Genomic DNA, 21,042 nt, shown 5'->3' on the forward strand with positions numbered 1-21,042 from the left:
CGCAACTCGAGCGGACCCCTATCGGAGTACGCCACCCTGGGTACGCGGACCCCGAGGGCGCCGTCCCGTCGTACACAGGGGCACCGGGGAGCACGCCCCACGGCACCGCGACAACAGCAGCTCACCCGGAGGTACCGATGCGGCGGACGGACCCGGAAGGCCACGGCCCCGTCCGTTACGGGCCGCAGCTCCCGGACGACGGCCTGCCCGTCCTTCCCGAGCTGTCCGCCGAGCTCGCCGCGGCCGCCGTCCGCGGCGGGAGCGAACCCGTGGGCGGCGGACCCGCCCTGCTGGAGGCCGCCGCCGGCTACTGGTCCCGGCGCGGACGGGCCACCGGGGCGGAGCGTGTCGTGGCCGCCCCCGGCGCGCCCGCGCTGCTGGTCGCGCTGACCGCCGCGATCGGCGGTGACGTGCTGGTGCCCCGGCCGTGCGCGGCCTACTGGGCGCCGTACGCGCGCCTGTTGGGAAGACCGGTGTTCCATGTGCCGACCCCGGCGGAGTGCGGCGGTGTCCCGGACCCGTACGCCCTTCTGGAGACCGTGCGCAGGGTCCGTGAGGAGGGCGGCGACCCCCGGTTGCTCGTGCTGTCCGTCGCCGACGACCCCACCGCCACCGTGGCACCGCCCGAGGTGCTGCACGAGACCGTGGAGGCCGCAGCCGCCGAGGGGCTGCACCTGGTCAGCGACGAGACCTGGCGCGACACCGTGCACGCGCCGCACGCCACGGTGCTGATCGGCCCCGCGGAGATGCTCCCCGAGCACGTCACCGTCGTCACCGACCTGGCCGGTGCGCTGCTCCCGCCGGGCTGGCCCGCGGCCGTCGCCCGCTTCCCCGCGAGCGAGGCGGGCGAGGACCTGCACGCACGCGTGCTGGACGTCCTCACCGCCCTCGGCGCCCGCGTCGCGGCCCCCGTCGCCGCCGCGGCCCGGTACGCGCTCACCGAACCCGAGCCGGTCACCGCGCGCGTGGCGGCCACCGTACGCCTGCACGCGCGCGTGGCCGCCGCCGCGCACACCGCCGTCGTCTCGGCGGGCGCCATCGCCCTGCCCCCGCAGGCCGGCCGGCATATCTACGTCGACCTCGGCCCCCTGCGCGCCGCGCTCGGCGCGCACGGCGTGGGCGACGCACAGGACCTGGAGGAGTTCCTCTCCGCCCGGCTCGGTCTGCCCGCACCCGGCGGCCATCGCTTCGGCGACGACCTGGGCGCCCTGCGGGTACGGCTGTCCACGGGCGCGTTGCTCGCGGGTACGGACACGGAACTCGAGGAATGCCTCAGTTCCCCCGCACCGTTGGAACTGCCGCACCTGCACCGTGCGTTGATCAGTCTGAAGTCGGCGTTCGACGATCTCCGCGACGACGCTCAGCGATGGGAGCCTCCTCGATGACGCAGCAGTCCGAGTCGACCAGCACGAGTACGACCACCCGGGAGGCCGGCGATCCGGCGGCGGCACCGGCACCCCTGTTCGCGCCCTCGTTCCCGCCGCTGTCCGAACCCCCGCAACTGTCCGAACCCCGGCCGCTGGGCGAACGCCGGGTGTGGCCGCGGAGCTTCCACGACCGGCTGACCGCACCGCTGCCCGGACTGAAGGCCATGGCCCGGTTCGCCCGCGAGGGCGCCGTCCGGCCCGATCCCGAAGGTCTCGCCGACATTCCGCGGCTGCCGTTCGAACCCGGCCCGCTGCCCCGCGTCGACGCCCGCACGGTCGCCGTCTCCTGGGCGGGACACGCCAGTTGGGTGGTGCGCATCGGCGGGCTGACGGTCCTCACCGACCCCGTCTGGTCCCGCCGCATCCTCGGCACCCCGGCCCGGATCACCCCGGTCGGCATCGCCTGGAGCGCCCTGCCCCGCGTCGACGCCGTCGTCATCAGCCACAACCACTACGACCATCTGGACGCCCCCACCCTGCGCCGCCTCCCGCGCGACACCCCGGTGTTCGTGCCCGCCGGGCTCGGTGCCTGGTTCCGCCGGCGCCGGTTCACCCGCGTCACCGAGCTGGACTGGTGGGAGGCGGCCGAACTGGACGGCGTCCGCCTCGACTTCGTCCCGGCGCACCACTGGTCCAAGCGCACCCTCACTGACACCTGCCGCAGCCTGTGGGGCGGCTGGGTCCTCACCGACCGGGACGGACAGCGCGTCTACTTCGCCGGGGACACCGGCTACGGGCACTGGTTCAGCCGCATCGGCCTGCGCTACCCCGGCATCGACCTCGCCCTGCTGCCCATCGGCGCCTACGACCCGCGCTGGTGGCTCAGCGACGTCCACTGCGACCCGGAGGAGGCGGTGCGGGCGGCGCAGGACCTGGGGGCGCGCAGAATGGCGCCGATGCACTGGGGCACGTTCGTGCTCTCGGCGGAGCCGGTGCTGGAGCCGCTGACCCGGGTGCGGGCGGCGTGGGAGCTGGCGGGGCTGGCGCGCGAGGACCTGTGGGACCTGCCGGTGGGCGGGTCGCGCGTCCTGGAGTAGCGGCGGAGGGCTCTGGTCGGGCGGAAATCAGTGGTCGCCCCGCGCCCGTGATCGCTAGCCTCGCCCTCCATGAAGCAGCGCCGGCAGAAGAAGCTCTCCCGCCACCTCTTCACGGCGACCCTCGCCGGTGACCTCCCTCGCGTGCGGGCGCTGCTCAGGCGCGGCGCGGACCCGGAGCGACGGTACGCCGACGGCGCCACCCCGCTCTACCTGGCCTCGGTGCAGGGGCAGGCGGGGGTGGCCCGTCTGCTCCTCGAGGCAGGAGCAAGCCCCGACACCGAGAGCGCGGGAGACGGCTCGCAGGGCACCCCGCTGTGCGCGGCCGCCTGCTGGGGCCACACCGAGGCCGTGCGGGAACTGCTGGCCCACGGCGCCGACCCGAACGTGCGCGAGGACCACGGCACCGGCTGGGCCCCCCTGGACTGGGCGGACAACGGCCCCCACCCCGACACCGCCGCCCTCCTGCGCACAGCCGGGGCACACCTGCGCGCCGCGCGTCCCTAGGTCCGGCGGGTCCCGCCGGCGACGCTCACCCGCGCGCCCCGACCCGGCGGTCCCGATCGTGCCCGCTGCTCACCCCTGGGCCCGGCGGGTCCTGCCGCCGACGCGCACCCGCGCGCCCCGACCCGGCCGTTCCGATCGTGCCCGCCGCTCACCCCTGGGCCTTGGCGGTCCCGCGTACCCGGCGCCAGGCGCTCGGTGCCGTGCTGACCACCACGGTCAGCACGATCGCCGCGAGGACGCCCTCCCAGGGCTCCCGGAACAGCGAACCGCCGAGGATCCCGATCAGCTGGTAGGTGACGGCCCAGGCCAGGCAGGCCGGGAAGTTGCCGCGGACGAACCGGCGCATCGGCCACTTCGCCATCAGGCAGGCCAGCATGACGGGGATCCGGCCGGCCGGCACCAGCCGGGACAGCACCAGCACGCCCACCCCGTGATCCGCGAGCTTCTCCTGGGCCTGCGCCAGCCGGTCCTCCGGTGCCCGCGAACGGATCGCCTCCAGCCAGCGCGAGCCGTTCTTCGACGTCATCCCGCGCCGCCCCAGCCAGTACAGCGCCGCGTCCCCGAGGAACGCCGCCAGCGACGCCGTCACGAACACCAGGGCCAGCGCGAACGGCGCGGTCTGATGGAACGCCACCACCGCCGCCGAACTCACCAGCGCCCCCGTGGGGATCACCGGCACCAGCGCCCCGATCAGCACCAGCAGGAACAAGGACGGATACCCGAGCGCCTGCTGCGTGGACTCCGGCACGATCGTCGGGACCGCCGCCAGCCAGCTCACCGCGTCACCCCGGGGCGCACGGTCTGTCCGTGCGCCGGCAGATGCACCGCCACACCCGGCGCCCGCTCCGCCGCGAGCCGCACGAACTCCGCCCCGGGCGCGTGGAACTCATGAGGGCGCACGGCGTCCATCCCGATCGGCCAGTACGTGCCGTAGTGCACCGGCACCGCGCTGACCGGATCCAGCCGCGCCAGGGCCTCGGCCGCCCGCCCCGGGTCCAGATGCCCTTCACCGAGGTACGGCCCCCAGCCGCCCACCGGCAGCAACGCCACGTCGACGGGCCCGACCTCCTTCGCCATCTCGTCGAACAGGGCGGTGTCCCCGGCGAAGTAGGTGCGTGCCTCGCCCTCGACGACGAACCCGAGCGCGGGCGACCGGTGCGGTCCGACAGGCAGCCGCCGGCCGTCGTGCCGGGCCGGCACGGTCCGTACGAGCACGTCCCCGACCACCGTCTCGTCGCCCGGGGAGACCTCGCTGACCTGGAGATGGGTGAGCCGGCGCAGTCCCGGTACGGCCCGTGGCGCGCCCCGGGGCACCAGCAGGCGCGTGCCCGGCGCCAGCCGCCGCAGCGAGGGGACGTGCAGATGGTCGGCGTGCAGATGGGACACGAGCGCGACGTCGGCCCGCCAGGCGTTCGGCGGTGGTACCGCGCCCCGGCGGCGGCGCAGATGCGCGAGCCGGCGGGCGAACAGAGGATCGGTGAGCACACGGACGCCCGAGTCCTCGACCGTACAGGTCGCGTGACCCCACCAGGTGATCTCCACCGGCACCTCTTTGCCTCCTTCGCGCGACTCCCCGAAGCCTACGGGCAGGAGTAGGGTCGGCGGCGAAACCCGGAGGTGAGGGGACGCCATGGGACCGGTCCGCGTGACGGCGATCGCGAGTCTGACGCCGCTGGAGGAGCTGGAGGCCGACCCGTTCCTGGTGGACTCCCGCAGCCAGCACGCGATGTGCGCTCGCTGGGCGGCGGAGCGCGGCTACACCGTCAGCCGGGAACTGCTCGTCCGCGGCCTGCGCGCCGACCACTGCGTCCTGTGGGACGGCGTCCGCCCGGGCACCGACCTCTTCGTCGCGCCCAGCCGCCGGGTCCTGGAGAGCGCCCTGTCCGACGTGGAGGAGTTCACCGCCGAGTGCGCACGTCGCGGGGTGCGCGTGGAGACGGTGGGGCGCGCCGAGCCGTCGTACGACGCCCAGATGAAGGCCCGGGTCCACCGCCGGCTGTCGATGCCGACGGCCGGGTACGACGGGCGCTGACCCCCTGGGGGACACCGGGCCGGTTCGATCCGTTGTGACAGGGTGGGGACAGGCCCGCACCGGCGACGGGCCGGGGACGTGAGGTGCGGGGCGTGCGAGGCGGGCGTTGGCGGCGGGTCGCCAGTCAGGCGGGGCGGAGCGTCGCGGTGTGGGCGGTCTCCACCGTCACCATGCTCGTGCTCGCCGGGATCCTGCCGGACTTCCGGCTCCGGTCCGAGGACGGCGACAGCGCCACCGACATCGCCGTCACCGCGGCCCTCGGAGCCGGCGCCTTCGGTGTGCTGTCGGCCCTGTTCTGGCCGCTGCTGGTACGGCTCCTGCTGCTGGTGCCCGCCCTCGTCCTGGGGCTGCTGGTCTTCTTCCTCAACGGCGCGCTGCTCCTGGTCGCGCTGGGCCTGAACCCCGCCGAGCGCGGTGCGGCCGCACCGGAGACCGCGGTCGTGGTGGCCGCGGTGATGTCGGCCGTCGCCTCCGCCACCGGCGCCGCCCTGGCGGTGCGGGACGACGACGCCTACCGGCGCCGCCTGTACCGGCTCGCCGACCGCCGCCGCAGATCGGGCCCGGCCGGCCCCTCCACCCCGGGAACGCTGTTCCTCCAGCTCGACGGCGTCGGCCACGACGTCCTGCTGGCCGCGGTGCACAAGGGCCTGATGCCCACCGTCGCCCGGTGGCTGGACGGCAGCCACCGCCTGACCCCCTGGCGCACCGACTGGTCCAGCCAGACCGGCGCCAGCCAGCTCGGCATCCTGCACGGCAGCAACGAGGACGTGCCCGCCTTCCGCTGGTACGAGAAGGACAGCCAGGAGGTGATGGTCTGCAACCGCCCCACCAGCGCCGCCGAACTCCAGCGCCGGGCGGTCGAGCGCACCGGCGACGGCGGGCTGCTCAGCGCCGACGGGGCCAGCCGCGGCAACCTCTTCAGCGGCGGCGCCGACGAGCAGGCCCTCGTGCTGTCCATCGCCACCCGGCGCCGCAGCCGCGAGACCCGTTCCCGCGCGGGATACTTCGCCTACTTCTCCGACCCCGCCAACGCCGTGCGCACCGCGCTGTCCTTCCTCGCCGAGGTCGGCCGGGAGATCGGCCAGTCCACCCGGGCCCGTATGCGCCGGGTCCGCCCGCGCGTCAAGCGTGGCGGCCTCTACCCGTTCATCCGCGCCTTCGCCACCGTCGTCGAGCGGGACGTCGTGGTCGCCGCCGTGATGGGCGACATGCTCGCCGGCCGCACCGCGATCTTCGCCGACCTGGTCGCCTACGACGAGGTGGCCCACCACTCCGGGCCGCACAGCCGGGACGCCGAGAAGGTCCTCGAACGCCTCGACCGTTCCCTCGCGTTGATCGAGAACGTCGTCGAGCACGCCCCGCGCCCCTACCGGATCGTCGTGCTGTCCGACCACGGCCAGAGTCCCGGCGAGACCTTCCGCACCCGCTACGGCCTCTCCCTGGGCGACCTGGTGCGGGCCGGCTGCGGGCTGCCCGTGCCGCGCAGGGCGCGCCGCACCCACAGCGGAGCCGAGGCCCGCGCCGCCGTGCGCGCCGCGCTGCGCCGGCCCGTCGAGGAGGGCGGCGAGCAGCACCGGCCCTCCAGCCGCCGATCGGAACCCCTGGTGCTCGCCTCCGGCAACCTTGGTCTGATCTCCTTCCCGGACGTCCACCACCGGATGAGCAAGGAGGAGATCGACGCCCGGCACCCCGCCCTGCTGACGACCCTCGCCAACCATCCCGGCATCGGCTTCCTCCTCGTGCGCAGCGAGCAGCACGGGGGCGTGGTGCTCGGCCCGTTCAACACCGAGATCCCGGTCGACGAACTCGACAGGAACCCGGGCCCGTTGGCCGCCTTCGGACCGGGCGCCGCCGACGCCGTACGCCGTACGCACGGCTTCGCGCACACCGCCGACATCATGGTCAACTCCTGGTACGACCCGGCCGAGGGCGAAGTCCTCGCCTTCGAGGAGCAGATCGGCTCGCACGGCGGCCTCGGCGGGGCCCAGGGAAAGCCGTTCCTGCTGTCACCCGTGGTCCTGTCCGCGCCGGTGGCGCAGGACGAGGAACTCGTCGGCGCCGAGCACGTCCACCGCGTCCTGCGCCGCTGGCTGCGCGAATCGGACGGCCCTCAGGTCCCGCTGACGGTACGTCAGGGCGAGGACCGACAGGCGGCGTGACCGCCCGGTCCGCCGTACCCGTGGGCGGCTCCGCCGGACGGCTCCTCCCGCCGAGCGCCCGGAAAATCGTGTGCGCCCCGGGAAGGGGGCCCACCCTGCGCGGCAAGGGGCTCGGTGATGCCCTCGGCGGCCCGCTCGGCTCGCCGCGCGACTACGTCGACCTCGACGAGTTCTACCGCCGCGGCCTCGGTCACGGCCTGGACCTGCACGAGCGGCAGGAACGCGGCTTCCTGCCGGGCGGGCTTGTCGAGGAGATCCGCGCGCTCACCCATCCTCCGCTGCCCTGGGACGCCCGACTGGCCCGCTGGTTGGACGAGTTCGTGCCCCGCCCCGAGCCGCTGCGGTCGTACGCCCGGCCCTCCCGCCGCCAGTCGTCCACCCCCGACATCCCCCGGCGGGCCGCTGGTTCCCGCCCGAGGAGATCGCCCACGGCACCTTCGGTGTCGTTCTGGACACCTCCGGCTCCATGGACCGCACCCTCCTCGGCAAGGCGCTCGGCGCCATCGCCTCCTACGCCGAGGCCCGGGACGTACCGGTCGCACGCGTGGTGTTCTGCGACGCCGCCCCGTACGACGCGGGGTATCTGCCGGTCACCGAGATCGCGGGCCGGGTCCGGGTGCGCGGACGGGGCGGCACGGTCCTGCAACCCGGGGTCGACCTGCTGCACCGCGCGGACGACTTCCCGCCCGGCGCGCCCGTGTTGGTGATCACGGACGGCTGGTGCGACGTGCTGCGGGTGCGGCGCGAGCACGCGTATCTGATCCCGGACGGGGCCAGGCTGCCGTTCAGCGCCCGCGGGCCGGTCTTCAGGGTGCGGTGAGCCCGAGTGTGATCGGATGGGTCCGACAACCCGGAACCGGGACACCATGAAAGGACTGACCGTGGCTACCACGCGCTCCGCACACACCGTCTGGGAAGGCAACCTGCTCGAGGGCAACGGGGTCGTCTCCTTCGACTCCTCCGGCGCCATCGACCAGCAGCCGGTGACGTGGGCTGCCCGCACCCAGGAGGCGAACGGCAAGACCAGCCCCGAGGAGCTGATCGCGGCCGCCCACTCCAGCTGCTTCTCGATGGCGTTCTCGCACGCCCTCGCGGGCTCCGGCACCCCGCCCACCAAGCTCACCACCTCCGCCGACGTCACCTTCCAGCCGGGCGAGGGCATCACCGGCATCCACCTGACCGTCGAGGGCACCGTGCCGGGCCTCGACGAGGACGGCTTCGTCGCCGCGGCCGAGCAGGCCAAGGTGAACTGCCCCGTCAGCCAGGCCCTGAAGGCCGTGCCGATCACCCTGTCGGCCAAGCTCGCCTGAGGTCCGTTCCCACGGCCTTGATGCCGCGTCCCCGCGAGGGGCGCGGCATCCGCCGTTTCGGGGTACCCGGCGGTACGCGCCTTGGGGGTACGCGTCGGTGGGTACGAGCCTTCGGGGGGCGCGGTTTCGAGGGGAACGCGGTTTCGAGGGATACGCGCCTTTCGGGGCAGGCGGCATTGACAACAGCGCGCTCAAGTTTTGTGCTGGAGTCCGGGAAGTGCCCTGGCGGAAGGGGACAGCGATGGGACGCGCGGTCGGGATCGATCTGGGGACCACGAACTCCGTGGTGGCCGTCCTGGAGGGCGGCGACCCCACGGTCGTCGCCAATGCGGAGGGGGCCAGGACCACACCGTCGGTCGTGGCCTTCGCCAAGAACGGCGAGGTGCTCGTCGGGGAGGTCGCCAAGCGGCAGGCCGTGACGAACGTGGAGCGCACGGCCCGCTCGGTGAAGCGGTACATGGGCGACGGGGAGTGGCGCTTCCCCGACCAGGGCTCCGTCGACGGCACCCGCTACCGGGCGCAGGAGCTGTCGGCGCGGGTGCTTCAGAAGCTGAAGCGGGACGCCGAGTCCTATCTCGGCGAGGACGTCACCGACGCGGTGATCACGGTGCCGGCCTACTTCGACGACGCCCAGCGGCAGGCCACCAAGGAGGCCGGGGAGATCGCGGGCCTGAACGTCCTGCGGATCATCAACGAGCCCACCGCGGCCGCCCTCGCCTACGGCCTGGACCGGGGCGAGGAGCAGACCGTCCTCGTCTTCGACCTCGGCGGCGGCACCTTCGACGTCTCCCTGCTGGAGATCGGCGACGGGGTCATCGAGGTCAAGGCGACCAACGGCGACACCCACCTCGGCGGCGACGACTGGGACCAACGGGTCGTGGAGCACCTGGTGAAGAAGTTCCAGGGCAGCTACGGCGTCGATCTCGGCAAGGACAAGATGGCGCTGCAACGCCTGCGGGAGGGCGCCGAGAAGGCCAAGATCGAGCTGTCCAGTTCGTCGGAGACGACGATCAACCTCCCCTACATCACCGCCTCCGCCGAGGGCCCGCTGCACCTCGACGAGAAGCTGACGCGCGCTCAGTTCCAGGAGCTCACCGCCGACTTGCTCGACCGCTGCAAGACCCCCTTCCACCAGGCCGTCAAGGACGCCGGCATCAAGCTCGCCGCGGTCGACCACGTCATCCTCGTCGGCGGCTCGACCCGGATGCCCGCCGTCACCGACCTCGTCAAGGAACTCACCGGCAAGGACCCGCACAAGGGCGTCAACCCGGACGAGGTCGTCGCCGTCGGCGCCGCACTCCAGGCCGGTGTCATCCGCGGTGACGTCAAGGACGTCCTGCTGCTGGACGTCACCCCGCTGTCCCTGGGCATCGAGACCAAGGGCGGCATCATGACCAAGCTCATCGAGCGCAACACCACGATCCCGACCCGCCGTTCGGAGATCTTCACGACGGCCACCGACAACCAGCCCTCGGTGGGCATCCAGGTCTACCAGGGCGAGCGTGAGATCGCCGCGTACAACAAGAAGCTGGGCGTCTTCGACCTCACCGGCCTGCCGCCCGCCCCGCGGGGTGTCCCGCAGATCGAGGTCGCGTTCGACATCGACGCCAACGGGATCATGCACGTCTCGGCGAAGGACATCGCGACCGGCCGCGAGCAGAAGATGACGGTGACGGGCGGCTCGGCGCTCCCCAAGGACGACATCGACCGCATGATGCGGGAGGCCGAGCAGTACGCGGAGGAGGACCGCAAGCGCCGGGAGGCGGCCGAGACCCGCAACCAGGCCGAGCAACTCGTGTACCAGACCGAGAAGTTCATCCGGGACAACGACGAACGCGTCCCCGCCGAGACCCGGTCGGAGGTGGAGGCGGCGATCGCGGAGCTGAAGACCCTGCTGGAGCAGAACGCCGACACCGCCGCCCTGCGCACCGCCGTCGAGAAGGTCGCCACCGTCAGCCAGAAGATGGGCCAGGCGATGTACGCCCAGGCGCAGTCCGAACCGGCCGCCGGGCCGGAGCAGTCGACGCCGTCCGAGCCGCCGGAGGAGGAAGGCGTGGTGGACGCGGAGATCGTCGACGACGACAAGGACCACAAGGGCGGAGCCGCCTGAGGCCACCCCGGCCGGGGTCCCCCTGGTGAGGACGGCTCGCGGTGCCCCGCACGGGCTACGCGTCCGTCTTCTCCCAGCCCCGCCGCTCCGGACGCGGCCCCAGCTGCCTGGGGTCGCGACTGCGGTACACGACATACGGGCGGAACAGGTACTGCACCGGCGCGCTGAACATGTGCACCAGCCGGCTGTACGGCACGAACGCGATCAGCGCCATGCCGATCACCGCGTGCACCTGGTACAGCACCGGCACGCCCGACATCCGGTCGATGTCCGGCCGGAGCGTGAACAGGCTGCGGGCCCAGGGGGCGATGGACTCACGGTAGTTGTAGCCGTCGCCGGAGGCATGGGTGAGCTTGGCGATCATGCCCAGCGCGATCGCCGCGAGCAGCACCAGGTACATCAGCTTGTCGTTGGCGGTGGTGGCCCGGAAGACGGGCGCCTTCGTGCGGCGGCGGTAGACGAGCAGCAGGATCCCGGCGACGGCCAGTACGCCGGCCGCGGTTCCGCCGTAGAGCGAGAGCAGATGGTAGGTGTGCTCGTCGACGCCGAACGTCTCCGTCCACGACATCGGCACGAACAGGCCCATGAGGTGCCCGACCAGCACGAAGAGGATGCCGTAGTGGAAGGCCGGCGAGGCGATGTTCAGCAGCTTCGACTCGTAGACCTGCGAGGAGCGGGTGGTCCAGCCGAACTTGTCGTAGCGGTGGCGCCAGAAGAGTCCGGCGACGAGCAGGGCGAGGGTGACGTACGGCAGCACGCCCCAGAGCAGTGTGGTCATGATCGCACCCCGGTGCGGGTCGGCAGTGTGGCGCACACGGCGTCCAGGACGGACGCGTACGGTGTCCCGAAGTCGGTCAGCCGGGTGCGCAACTGCTCCAGGCCGCCCCGGTGTTCGGTGAGCAGACCGGTGTCGCCGGTGCGGGCCGCGAACTCCAGCACCGCGGGCAGGAAGTCCGGCAGCTCCTCGTCGGTGAACTCCAGGCCCGCCGCCCGGTAGACCTCCTTGAAGCGGACCAGCGACATACCGCGCCGCCGGGTGTCGCCGTCCTGCCACCAACTCAGGTACAGACTGTGCCGGTTCTTGAAGTCGAAGACCTGGACGTAGTGCGCGGCCAGCTCCTGCGGCGCGGTGAGCGCCGCGTGGTCCACGAACTCCCGCAGCTGCGGGGCCGCTTCACGCAGCAGCGGCAGCCGGGCGCGGAAGTCGTCGTCGGGGTACGTCAGACAGAGCGCGGCTGCCTGGTACAGAACGGCGTACGACGGCATCAGACCTCCTCGGCGTCGGCCGGGTCGTCGGAGGTCTGGCGTCTGCGCAGACCATGGAAGTTCTCCACCGAGACCACCGGCAGCAGCTTGCGGCCGGAGTCCTGGCCGAACGGCCCGTCGCCGCCCATGCCCGGCCCGCCGTCGTACTCGAGGCTGCACTCCTGCGGCAGCGCCGACTCCTCCAGCCGGCGGGCGTCGCCGACGGCCGCGGTCGGGATCACGTACCGGTCCTCGTACTTGGCGATCGCCAGCAGCCGGTACATCTCCTCGATCTCGCCCGGAGTCATCCCGACCGCCTCGGTGACGGCCGGATCGGGCTCCTCACCGAGGTTGATCGCCCGCATGTGGGCGCGCATCGCGGCGAGCTTCTCCAGGGACGCCCGCACCGGCGCGGTGTCACCGGCCGTGAAGACCTCCGCGAGGTACTCCAGCGGGATGCGCAGGGTGTCGATGGCGCCGAAGAGGTTGCCGGCGTCCTCACCGTCGTGCCCGGTCTCGGTGAGCGCGTCCACGACCGGCGACAGCGGCGGGATGTACCAGACCATGGGCATGGTGCGGTACTCCGGATGCAGCGGCAGCGCCACCCGGTACGTGCTGATGAGGGCGCGCACGGGGGAGCGGCGGGCCGCCTCCATCCAGTCGTACGGGATCCCCGCCTCCTCGGCGGCCCGCTGCACCGCGTGGTCGTCGGGGTCGAGGAAGACGCCCAACTGGGCCTCGTACAGGCCCTGGTCGTCGGGGGTGGAGGCGGCGGCGGTGACCTTGTCGGCGTCGTAGAGGATCACGCCGAGGTAGCGCAGACGGCCCACGCAGGTCTCCGAGCAGACCGTCGGCAGACCGACCTCGACGCGCGGATAGCACATCGTGCACTTCTCGGCCTTGCCGGTGCGGTGGTTGAAGTAGACCTTCTTGTACGGGCATCCGGTCACGCACATCCGCCAGCCCCGGCACTGGTCCTGGTCGACCAGGACGATGCCGTCCTCGGCCCGCTTGTACATCGCGCCCGACGGACAGGACGCCACGCAGGACGGGTTGAGGCAGTGCTCGCAGATCCGCGGCAGATAGAACATGAAGGTCTGCTCGAACTCGAACCTGACCTTGTCCGCGGCCTGCCTGCGGGTCCGTTCGACCATCGGGTCGAGGTCGCCGTAGGCGGGCGCTCCGGCGAGGTTGTCGTCCCAGTTCGACGACCACTCGATCTTCATCGGCTTGCCGTCGATCTGCGAGACCGGCCGGGCGACGGGGAAGTCGTCACCGAGCGGGGCCTCGGTGAGGTTCTTGTAGTCGTAGGTCCAAGGCTCGTAGTAGTCCTTGATCTCCGGCAGCTTGGGGTTGGAGAAGATGCCGAGCAGCTTGTGGAAGCGGCCGCCCGCCTTGAGCTTGAGCGCCCCGCGCCGGTTCAGCTCCCAGCCGCCGCGCCACTTCTCCTGGTCCTCGTAGCGGCGCGGATAGCCCTGTCCGGGCCGGGTCTCGACGTTGTTGAACCAGACGTACTCCATGCCCTGCCGGTTGGTCCACGCCTGCTTGCAGGTGACCGAACACGTGTGGCAGCCGATGCACTTGTCGAGGTTCATGACCATCGCGATCTGAGCCATCACCCTCATCAGAACTCGACCTCCTGGCTGCGGCGGCGGATGACCGTGACCTCGTCGCGCTGGTTGCCCGTCGGACCCAGGTAGTTGAACGCCCACGACAACTGGGCGTAGCCGCCGACGAGATGGGACGGTTTGAGGATCAGTCGGGTGAGCGAGTTGTGGATGCCGCCGCGCTTCCCGGTGGCCTCCGCCTTCGGGACGTTCACCGTGCGCTCCTGTGCGTGGTGCATGTAGACCGTGCCGGCCGGCATGCGGTGCGAGACGATCGCGCGGGCGACGACCACGCCGTTGCGGTTGACCGCCTCGATCCAGTCGTCGTCCCGCACGCCGATCGCGTCCGCGTCCTGCGGGGACATCCAGATCGACTGACCGCCCCGGGACAGGGCGAGCATGAACAGGTTGTCCTGGTACTCGGAGTGGATGGACCACTTGTTGTGCGGGGTGAGGTAACGGACCGTCACCTCCCGTTCCCCGTCCGGGCCGAGCCGCGGTTCACCGAACAGCTTGTTCATGTCGAGCGGCGGACGGTAGACGGGCAGCGCCTCGCCCAGCTCGTGCATCCAGTCGTGGTCGATGAAGAAGTGCTGCCGGCCGGTGAGGGTGTGCCAGGGCTTGAGGTGCTCGGTGTTGAGGGTGAAGGCGGTGTACCGGCGCCCACCGGCCTCGCTGCCCGACCACTCCGGCGAGGTGATCACCGGGACCGGCGCCGCCTGGGTGTCGGCGTAGGTGATGCGCTTGCCCTCGTGCTCGGCGGCGAGGTGGGCCATCTCCTGGCCGGTGCGCTCCTCCAAGGTGTGGAAGCCCTGGGTGGCGAGCCGGCCGTTGGTGGTGCCGGACAGGGCGAGGATGGTGTTCGCGGCCTTCACGGCGGTGTCGATCGAGGGGCGCCCCTGGTAGCCGGTGCCGTTCAGCTCGCGCAGGTGCCGCACCTCCTCGTCCGGCCTGAGGGCGATCCCCTTGCACGGCAGCCCCAGTTCCTCCACCAGCGGGCCGAGCGCGCGGAACTTGGCGCCGATCGCCGTGTAGTCCCGCTCGACGACCGTCAGGTTCGGCAGGGTCTTGCCGGGCACCGGTTCGCACTCGCCGCGCTTCCAGTCCAGGACCACCCCGCCGGGCTGGGCGATCTCGCCCGGGGTGTCGTGCTGCATCGGGGTCGCCACCAGGTCCTTGCGGACACCCAGGTGCACGACCGCCATCTCGCTGAGCCGGTCGGCCAGCGCCTTGAAGGTGTCGAAGTCGGTGCGGGCCTGCCAGGGCGGGTCCACGGCCGGGGTGAAGGAGTGCACGTAGGGGTGCATGTCCGTGCTGGACAGGTCGTGCTTCTCGTACCAGGTCGCGGCCGGCAGGACCACGTCCGACAGCAGCGTGGAGGACGTCTGCCGGAAGTCCAGCGACAGCAGCAGGTCGAGCTTGCCCTCGGGGGCCTCCTCCCGCCAGGTCACATCGCGGGGCCGCTCGTCCACCGCGGCCTCCTCGGCGCTCAACGACGAGTGGGTGCCCAGCAGATGCCTGGTGAAGTACTCGGCGCCCTTCGCGGACGAGCCGAGCAGGTTGGCCCGCCACAACGTCAGCACCCGCGGCCAGTTCTCGGGCGCGTCCGGGTCCTCGCAGGCGAACTTCAGGGTCCCGGCGCGGAGTTCGGCCACCGCCCTGGACACCGGGTCGCCGAAGGCGGCACCGAGTTCGAGGGGGTTGCGGTCGAAGGTCGGGTACGAGGGCATCCAGCCCGAACGGGCCGACAGGGCGAGGCAGTCGGCGCCCGTCATGCCCTTGAACCGGCCCTCACCGAGCGGTGAGGCGAGGACGTCGGCGGTGAACCGGTCGTAGCGCCACTGGTCGGTGTTGAGGAACCAGTACGCCGTGCCGATCATCTGGCGCGGCGGCCGGGACCAGTCGGAGGCGGCGGCCAACGTGGCCCAGCCGGTGACCGGACGGCACTTCTCCTGACCGACGTAGTGCGCCCAGCCGCCGCCGTTGCGGCCCTGGCACCCGGTCAGCTGGAGCAGGGCGAGGAAGGCGCGGTAGATCGTCTCGGAGTGGAACCAGTGGTTGGTGCCGGCGCCCATCAGGATCATGCAGCGGCCCTTGGAGCGCTCGGCGGTGCGCGCGAACTCACGGGCGATCTTGACGCACTTGGCGGCCGGGACGGAGGTGTGCACCTCCTGCCAGGCGGGGGTACCGGGCGCCTCGGCGTCCTCGTAGGACGCCGGCCAGCTGCCGGGCAGGTCGGGGCGCCGTACGCCGTACTGCGCCAGCAGCAGGTCGAAGACGGTCGTCACCAGGGGGCCGCCCGCCCCGCCCAGCCGGGTCGCCGGCACCCCGCGCCGTACGACGTCACCGCGACCCTGGCCGTGCTCGCCGCCCTCGGTGTCGAAGCGGGGGAGGAGGACCTCGACGCCGGCGGAGATACTCTGCCCGTGCAGGGTCAACGTCGGTTCGATCGCGCCGAGTTCGAGGTTCCAGCGGCCCTTGCCGGACTCGGTCCAGCGGAAGCCCAGGGAGCCGTTGGGGACGACGGCCCGACCGCTCGCCGCGTCCAGCACGACCGTCTTCCACTCCGCGCCCTCCCCCTCGTGGCCGAGGTCGGTGGCGCGCAGGAACTTCGAGGGGACGTAGCCGCCGTCCTTCTCGTCGAGTGTCACCAGGAAGGGCAGGTCGGTGAACTTCCTGACGTAGTCCGCGAAGAACGGCGTCTCGCGGTCGACAAAGAACTCCTTGAGGATCACATGGCCCATCGCGAGGGCCAGGGCGCCGTCCGTGCCGGGATGCGGGTGCAGCCACTCGTCGGCGAACTTGGCGTTGTCGGCGTAGTCCGGCGCGACCACGACCACCTTCTGGCCCCGGTAGCGGGCCTCCGCCATCCAGTGCGCGTCCGGCGTACGGGTCACCGGGACGTTCGAGCCCCACATCATCAGATACGCGGCGTCCCACCAGTCGCCGGACTCGGGGACGTCGGTCTGGTCGCCGAAGACCTGCGGGGAGGCGACGGGCAGGTCGGCGTACCAGTCGTAGAACGACAGCATCGGGGCGCCGATGAGGGAGTGGAAGCGGGCGCCCGCCGCGTGCGACACCATCGACATCGCGGGGATCGGCGAGAAACCCGCGATCCGGTCGGGGCCGTACGTCTTGATCGTGTGGACCTGTGCGGCCGCGACGATCTCCACCGCCTCGTCCCAGGTGGCGCGGACCAGGCCGCCCTTGCCGCGGGCCTGCTGGTAGCGGCGCCGGCGCTCGGGGTCGCCCTGGATGTCCGCCCAGGCCAGCACGGGGTCGCCGGTCCTCGCGAGCGCCTCTCGGTACATCTCCAGCAGGACACCGCGGACGTACGGGTAGCGCACCCGGGTGGGGGAGTACGTGTACCAGGAGAACGCGGCGCCCCGGGGGCAGCCGCGCGGCTCGTACTCGGGGCGGTCCGGGCCGACGCTCGGATAGTCGGTCTGCTGGGTCTCCCAGGTGATGATGCCGTCCTTGACGTACACCTTCCAGCGGCAGGAACCCGTGCAGTTCACCCCGTGCGTGGAGTTCACGACCTTGTCGTGGCTCCAGCGGTCCCGGTAGAAGGCGTCCGCCTCGCGCCCGCCCGTCAGCCCGATGCTGTGCAGGTCGGGCGCGGCCCGGCCCGGCCGGAAGAACCTCCCGGCGCGCAGCAGCGCCGCCCCCGGCTCCGTGGGCGGTGTGGGCGGGGTCTGGGTGTCGGTCACATGCGCTCCCTTGCTGGCCCGTGCCTTCGAAGCTAGGGCTGAGCAGGGGAGCGCACCCGTCGGCGGCACCCGTTCGAGTCAGGTCACACCGTGCGGGCGACCCCCGCGTACACCGGCACGATGCCCTCCGCCTGGGCCGCCACGTCCTCGGGCCCCGGCCGCCAGCCGGAGACCGGGATCACGCCCGGGCCGAGCAGCTCCAGGCCGTCGAAGAAGCGGGAGAACTCGGCCAGGGAGCGCGGGTAGAACGGGGTGCCGCCGGCCCGGAAGTGCTCGGCGGCCCGGGCGATGGCCTGCGGGCTGAGGTCGGGCGTGACCTGCGACAGGATCAGGTAGCTGCCGGGCACCAGCTCGGCCACGTACCGCTTGAGCAGGCCGTAGACGTCGTCCCCGTCGGGGTCCTCGCTCAGGTAGTGGGTGAGCGCCACCAGGGAGAGCGCGACCGGCTGCGAGAAGTCCAGGGTCTCGGCGGCGAGCCGCAGGATGGTGTCGGGGTCCCGGACGTCGGCGTGCACATAGTTCGTGGCGCCCTCGGCGGTGCTGTGCAGCAGCGCCTGCGCATGCCTCAGGACGATCGGGTCGTTGTCGGCGTACACGACCCTGGCGTCCGGGGCGACCTCCTGCGCCACCTGGTGCAGGTTGGGCTCGGTGGGGATGCCGGTGCCGATGTCCAGGAACTGACGTATCCCGGCCTCGGCGACCGTGCGCACCGCGCGGTGCATGAACCGGCGGTTCGCGCGGGCCCCGCGCACCGCCGTGCCGTCCGTGGCGAGGATCCGGCGGGCGAGCTCCTCGTCCACGGGGTAGTTGTCCTTGCCGCCCAGCCACCAGTCGTACACCCGCGCCGGATGCGGCCGGCTGGTGTCGACGGCGGTGGGGGCGGCTTCGGATCCGGTCATGGGGTGTCTTCTCCTCGGTGCTCGACGGGTTCGCTCGGGAGTCGTCGGTGCTCGACGGGTTCGCTCGGGAGTCCTCTGGTGCGGCCGGAAGGCGGTTTCGCGCGGCTCAGTAGCTCGCGCGGCGCTCCAGCAGGATCTTCTTGGTGCGCTCGGCGGACGCGGCACGTGCCGTCATGTGGTCCAGGACCTCCAGGTGCGCGGAGACCTCCGTGCGGGAGTCCAGGTACAGGGCGCCGGTCAGGTACTCGGTGAACGCCATGTCGGGCAGCTCCGGCTCGGCGAAGCGGAACAGCGAGAACGGTGCGTACGTCCCCGGGTGCGGACCGGCGGCGAACTCGGCGACCTGGAGGGTGACCCGGTCGCGCTCGGCGAACTCCAGGAGTTTGTCGAGCTGTTCGCGCATGACCTCGCCGCCCCGGCCGACCGGACGGCACAGCACGGTCTCGTCCATGATCACCCACAGGTGCGGCGGATCGGGCCGCTCCAGCAGCTGCTGCCGGGTCATCCGCAGCGACACATGCCGCTCGATGGTGTCCGAGCCCTGCTGCGCGATGGTGCCCGCCTCCATCACCCCGCGCGCGTACGCCTCGGTCTGCAACAGCCCCGGCACGAAGTGCGGTTCGTAGGAGCGGATGATGCGGGCGGCGCCCTCCAGGCTCACGTACATGCTGAACCAGTCCGGCAGGACGTCGTGGAACCGCTGCCACCAGCCCGGTCGGTTCGCTTCCTCGGCCAGCGCGACGAACGCGTCCGCCTCCTCCTGCGAGACGCCGTACGCGGACAGCAGCAGCTGCACGTACGGGATCTTCAGGGCGACCTCTGCCATCTCCATACGCCGCACGGTCGCGGGTGCCACGCGCAGGACCTTGGCGGCCTCCTCGCGTTTGAGGCCGACGGCCTCCCGCAACTCCTGCAGTCGCTTGCCGAGCACCACCTGACCTACGGTGGGCGCAGGACGCCGCTCACTCACGCCACGCCTCCCCTACGCGCCGAAGTACGCAGGGCAGTGTGTCATGTTCCCCTGCCGGTCTCACAGGATCGACGGTGAGGCGCTCGCCACGTGGGGCCATTACCCCGGGGGTAATCGACGCCGGCGGCCACCCCGCGGGATCGTGATGACACCGGGTTCCGGGCCGGCGCACTCCGGTCCGGCACCCGGGTCCGACATCCGTCCCTGCCCCGACTCGACCTCGCCGGAGGGTGATTCGCCATGTCCGCCACCCAGCTGTCCGCCCTCGCCCGCACCACCGACCCGCACACCGCGCTGCGTCGCTTCCTCGCCCTCGACGCGGTCGTGACCGGCGCCAACGCCCTCGCCTACCTGGCCCTCTCCGGTCCGCTGGGCCGCCTGTTCGGGGTCGATCGCGCGCTGCTGCTCGCCCTCGGAGGGTTCCTGGCGGTGTACGCGGCCGCCGTCGGCCTGCTGGGCTCGCGGGCCCGCCCCGCCACCCTGCCGGTCCAAGCCGTCGTGGAGGCCAACCTCGCCTGGTCCGCCCTGAGTTGTCTCGCCCTCGCCCTGTGGCTGACGCCGACCGCGACGGGCGCGGTGTGGGCCGTCCTTCAGGCGCTCACCGTCGCCGGGTTCGCCGTCCTCCAGTACGCAGCGCTGAGAGCGCGTCAGGAGACCAGCGTCTGAAGGTACTTGACCGTCGCCGGGTCGGCCGGGAGGAACGTCTCGATGGCCAGCTCGGCGACGGTCACGTCCATGGGGGTGTTGAAGGTCGCGATGGACGAGATGAACGACAGCACCCGGCCCCCGATCTCGATCTGCATCGGCAGCGCGAAGTACGGGACGTCCTCCAGGGGTTCACCGGGGCCGGTGTCGGGCACCGGATAGGCCGCCACCTCCTCGTACAGCTCCCGCAACGGCCGCGACCGGTGCAGCGCGATCTGCCGTTCCATCTGTGCCAGCAGATGCCCGCGCCACTCCCGCAGGTTGCGGATCCGGGGCGCCAGGCCCTCGGGGTGCAGGGTCAGCCGCATCGCGTTCAGCGGCGGTTCGAGCAGCGACTCCGCGACACCGTCCAGCAGCATCAGGATGCCCCGGTTGGCCGCGAGCACCTGGTACGTCGCGTCCAGCACCAGGGCCGGATACGGCTCGTAGCCCTGGATCAGCCGCTCCATCCCCGCCCGCACCGCGTCCAGCGCCGGGTCGTCGAGCGGGGTCTCGGAGTAGTGCGGGGCGTAACCGGCCGCCAGCAGCAGGGCGTTGCGCTCCCGCACCGGCACGTCCAGGTGCTCGGCCAGCCGCAGCACCATCTCCTCGCTCGGCCGGGAACGGCCCGTCTCGATGAAGCTGATGTGCCGGGCGGAGGAGTCGGCACGCAGCGCCAGCTCCAGCTGACTGACCCGGCGCTGCTCCCGCCAGGCCCGCAGCAGGGGGCCGACGCCTGTGTCGGGCCTGTCGGCCTTATGGGCTTTGTCGGCGGCAGTGGTGGTCATAGGAGGACCGTAGACGACGAGGGGGCGGGACGGGGAAGCAGGCCGGGGTCGGCGAGGAACGGGCCCTGGGGAGGGCAGGCGTGGGTCCTGAAGCAGGCCGTGGACGGCGAGGCGTGGGCCCGGAGGCAGGCCGTGCACGACCCAGGGGCGGACCAGCGGGGCGGGAGGCAGGGCGGGCCCTTCTGACCAGGGCTCCGGCGGGTCCCGTGTGGCAGGCTGAAGGGGAACCCGACGCCCAGGAAGGAGCGACCCCATGCCCCTCGAACCGCTGTCGCAGAAGGAGATCGAGGACCGGCTGGCGGAACTGCCGGGCTGGTCGCTCGACGGGGACCGCCTCGCCCGCTCCTACCGCCTCTCCTCGCACTTCGCGGCCACGGCGATGGTCGTCCACATCGCCCAGGTCCAGGAGGAACTCGACCACCACTCCGACCTCACGCTCGGCTACAACACCGTGTCCCTGACGGTGAACACGCACAGCGTGGGCGGCGCGGTGACCGAGAAGGACTTCGAGCTCGCGCAGCGGGTGGAGGCGCTCGCCCCCGGCCACGGAGCCCGGTGAG

At 72.3% G+C, this 21,042-nt stretch carries 18 protein-coding genes and 1 pseudogene; 10 read left to right on the forward strand and 9 right to left on the reverse strand.

Features of this window, described 5'->3' with window-relative positions:
* The first annotated feature begins 137 nt into the window (after window positions 1–137).
* The 3 genes from ACH41F_RS10165 (at window position 138) to ACH41F_RS10175 (ending at window position 2,968) form a co-directional block, all read left to right on the forward strand.
* On the forward strand, window positions 138–1,385 hold the full coding sequence (locus ACH41F_RS10165; RefSeq protein ID WP_398834206.1) for an aminotransferase class I/II-fold pyridoxal phosphate-dependent enzyme: 1,248 nt from the start codon (window positions 138–140) through the stop codon (window positions 1,383–1,385).
* On the forward strand, window positions 1,382–2,464 hold the full coding sequence (locus ACH41F_RS10170) for an MBL fold metallo-hydrolase (protein WP_398834208.1): 1,083 nt from the start codon (window positions 1,382–1,384) through the stop codon (window positions 2,462–2,464). The genes ACH41F_RS10165 and ACH41F_RS10170 overlap by 4 nt, the downstream gene beginning before the upstream one ends.
* 69 nt (window positions 2,465–2,533) lie before the next feature.
* Complete coding sequence (locus ACH41F_RS10175) at window positions 2,534–2,968, forward strand: ankyrin repeat domain-containing protein (protein ID WP_398834210.1); 435 nt, start codon at window positions 2,534–2,536, stop codon at window positions 2,966–2,968.
* A gap of 148 nt (window positions 2,969–3,116) precedes the next feature.
* Here the strand turns inward: ACH41F_RS10175 and ACH41F_RS10180 are convergent, their stop codons facing one another.
* Together ACH41F_RS10180 and ACH41F_RS10185 are read right to left on the reverse strand one after the other, a co-directional pair.
* Complete coding sequence (locus tag ACH41F_RS10180) at window positions 3,117–3,746, reverse strand: DedA family protein (RefSeq protein WP_398834212.1); 630 nt, start codon at window positions 3,744–3,746, stop codon at window positions 3,117–3,119.
* Window positions 3,743–4,516 carry an MBL fold metallo-hydrolase gene (locus ACH41F_RS10185; protein WP_398834214.1) on the reverse strand — a complete coding sequence of 258 codons (774 nt, stop codon included), beginning with the start codon at window positions 4,514–4,516 and terminating at the stop codon, window positions 3,743–3,745. The genes ACH41F_RS10180 and ACH41F_RS10185 overlap by 4 nt, the downstream gene beginning before the upstream one ends.
* An 82-nt stretch (window positions 4,517–4,598) precedes the next feature.
* Here ACH41F_RS10185 and ACH41F_RS10190 point away from each other — a divergent pair, with 82 nt between their 5' ends.
* The 5 genes and pseudogenes from ACH41F_RS10190 to dnaK all read left to right on the forward strand — a co-directional run bounded on the left by ACH41F_RS10190 (window position 4,599) and on the right by dnaK (window position 10,579).
* The gene (locus tag ACH41F_RS10190) at window positions 4,599–5,000 is read left to right on the forward strand and encodes a hypothetical protein (protein WP_391239465.1); all 402 of its coding nucleotides are present in this window, start codon (window positions 4,599–4,601) and stop codon (window positions 4,998–5,000) included.
* Between the two features lie 83 nt (window positions 5,001–5,083).
* Window positions 5,084–7,159 (forward strand): phage holin family protein, encoded by a 2,076-nt coding sequence (locus tag ACH41F_RS10195; RefSeq protein WP_391239467.1) that lies wholly within the window; start codon window positions 5,084–5,086, stop codon window positions 7,157–7,159.
* Between the two features lie 92 nt (window positions 7,160–7,251).
* Window positions 7,252–7,979: pseudogene (locus ACH41F_RS10200) on the forward strand (hypothetical protein); the annotation flags it as partial.
* 61 nt (window positions 7,980–8,040) lie between these two features.
* A complete protein-coding gene (locus ACH41F_RS10205) occupies window positions 8,041–8,469 on the forward strand; it encodes an OsmC family peroxiredoxin (protein WP_391239470.1) in 429 nt (142 codons plus the stop codon).
* 241 nt (window positions 8,470–8,710) lie between these two features.
* Window positions 8,711–10,579, forward strand: coding sequence for a molecular chaperone DnaK (dnaK, locus tag ACH41F_RS10210; protein WP_391239473.1), 1,869 nt, complete (start codon window positions 8,711–8,713; stop codon window positions 10,577–10,579).
* Between the two features lie 55 nt (window positions 10,580–10,634).
* Here the strand turns inward: dnaK and narI are convergent, their stop codons facing one another.
* The 6 genes from narI to ACH41F_RS10240 all read right to left on the reverse strand — a co-directional run bounded on the left by narI (window position 10,635) and on the right by ACH41F_RS10240 (window position 19,010).
* Window positions 10,635–11,357 carry a respiratory nitrate reductase subunit gamma gene (gene narI / locus ACH41F_RS10215; RefSeq protein ID WP_398834217.1) on the reverse strand — a complete coding sequence of 241 codons (723 nt, stop codon included), beginning with the start codon at window positions 11,355–11,357 and terminating at the stop codon, window positions 10,635–10,637.
* The gene (narJ, locus tag ACH41F_RS10220; RefSeq protein ID WP_391239480.1) at window positions 11,354–11,845 is read right to left on the reverse strand and encodes a nitrate reductase molybdenum cofactor assembly chaperone; all 492 of its coding nucleotides are present in this window, start codon (window positions 11,843–11,845) and stop codon (window positions 11,354–11,356) included. Before narJ ends, narI begins: the two co-directional genes overlap by 4 nt.
* Window positions 11,845–13,449: a nitrate reductase subunit beta gene (gene narH, locus ACH41F_RS10225; RefSeq protein ID WP_391239483.1), complete on the reverse strand. Its 1,605-nt coding sequence runs from the start codon at window positions 13,447–13,449 to the stop codon at window positions 11,845–11,847. The genes narJ and narH overlap by 1 nt, the downstream gene beginning before the upstream one ends.
* Window positions 13,449–17,141 (reverse strand): nitrate reductase subunit alpha, encoded by a 3,693-nt coding sequence (locus tag ACH41F_RS10230; protein ID WP_398834220.1) that lies wholly within the window; start codon window positions 17,139–17,141, stop codon window positions 13,449–13,451. Before ACH41F_RS10230 ends, narH begins: the two co-directional genes overlap by 1 nt.
* Window positions 17,142–17,224: 83 nt before the next feature.
* Window positions 17,225–18,040, reverse strand: a complete 816-nt coding sequence (locus ACH41F_RS10235) for an SAM-dependent methyltransferase (RefSeq protein WP_398834222.1) — start codon at window positions 18,038–18,040, stop codon at window positions 17,225–17,227.
* A gap of 106 nt (window positions 18,041–18,146) precedes the next feature.
* The gene (locus ACH41F_RS10240) at window positions 18,147–19,010 is read right to left on the reverse strand and encodes a Scr1 family TA system antitoxin-like transcriptional regulator (protein WP_391239492.1); all 864 of its coding nucleotides are present in this window, start codon (window positions 19,008–19,010) and stop codon (window positions 18,147–18,149) included.
* Window positions 19,011–19,250: 240 nt separating this feature from the next.
* Between ACH41F_RS10240 and ACH41F_RS10245 the strand changes: the two genes are divergently transcribed.
* Entirely contained in the window at window positions 19,251–19,676 is a 426-nt protein-coding gene (locus tag ACH41F_RS10245; RefSeq protein WP_391239495.1) for a hypothetical protein, read from the forward strand.
* Here ACH41F_RS10245 and ACH41F_RS10250 read toward each other — a convergent pair.
* On the reverse strand, window positions 19,658–20,482 hold the full coding sequence (locus tag ACH41F_RS10250) for a helix-turn-helix domain-containing protein (protein WP_398834225.1): 825 nt from the start codon (window positions 20,480–20,482) through the stop codon (window positions 19,658–19,660). The two genes, ACH41F_RS10245 and ACH41F_RS10250, sit on opposite strands and share 19 nt — an antisense overlap.
* 253 nt (window positions 20,483–20,735) lie before the next feature.
* On the opposite strand from ACH41F_RS10250, the gene ACH41F_RS10255 reads away from it, so the two are divergent.
* Entirely contained in the window at window positions 20,736–21,041 is a 306-nt protein-coding gene (locus tag ACH41F_RS10255; RefSeq protein WP_391239500.1) for a 4a-hydroxytetrahydrobiopterin dehydratase, read from the forward strand.
* Window position 21,042 lies beyond the last annotated feature (1 nt).

Source organism: Streptomyces sp. NPDC020489, assembly GCF_044386545.1.
In the GTDB taxonomy this organism is placed as follows: Bacteria; Actinomycetota; Actinomycetes; order Streptomycetales; family Streptomycetaceae; genus Streptomyces.

What these genes read in the sequence shown, in the direction of transcription:
- ACH41F_RS10255 (WP_391239500.1), top strand. Translation starts at nt 20,736, where the DNA reads ATGCCCCTCGAACCGCTGTCGCAGAAGGAGATCGAGGACCGGCTGGCG.
- narH (WP_391239483.1), bottom strand. Translation starts at nt 13,449, where the DNA reads ATGAGGGTGATGGCTCAGATCGCGATGGTCATGAACCTCGACAAGTGC.
- dnaK (WP_391239473.1), top strand. Translation starts at nt 8,711, where the DNA reads ATGGGACGCGCGGTCGGGATCGATCTGGGGACCACGAACTCCGTGGTG.
- ACH41F_RS10250 (WP_398834225.1), bottom strand. Translation starts at nt 20,482, where the DNA reads ATGACCACCACTGCCGCCGACAAAGCCCATAAGGCCGACAGGCCCGAC.
- ACH41F_RS10170 (WP_398834208.1), top strand. Translation starts at nt 1,382, where the DNA reads ATGACGCAGCAGTCCGAGTCGACCAGCACGAGTACGACCACCCGGGAG.
- ACH41F_RS10165 (WP_398834206.1), top strand. Translation starts at nt 138, where the DNA reads ATGCGGCGGACGGACCCGGAAGGCCACGGCCCCGTCCGTTACGGGCCG.
- narI (WP_398834217.1), bottom strand. Translation starts at nt 11,357, where the DNA reads ATGACCACACTGCTCTGGGGCGTGCTGCCGTACGTCACCCTCGCCCTG.
- ACH41F_RS10245 (WP_391239495.1), top strand. Translation starts at nt 19,251, where the DNA reads ATGTCCGCCACCCAGCTGTCCGCCCTCGCCCGCACCACCGACCCGCAC.
- ACH41F_RS10190 (WP_391239465.1), top strand. Translation starts at nt 4,599, where the DNA reads ATGGGACCGGTCCGCGTGACGGCGATCGCGAGTCTGACGCCGCTGGAG.
- ACH41F_RS10235 (WP_398834222.1), bottom strand. Translation starts at nt 18,040, where the DNA reads ATGACCGGATCCGAAGCCGCCCCCACCGCCGTCGACACCAGCCGGCCG.
- narJ (WP_391239480.1), bottom strand. Translation starts at nt 11,845, where the DNA reads ATGCCGTCGTACGCCGTTCTGTACCAGGCAGCCGCGCTCTGTCTGACG.
- ACH41F_RS10175 (WP_398834210.1), top strand. Translation starts at nt 2,534, where the DNA reads ATGAAGCAGCGCCGGCAGAAGAAGCTCTCCCGCCACCTCTTCACGGCG.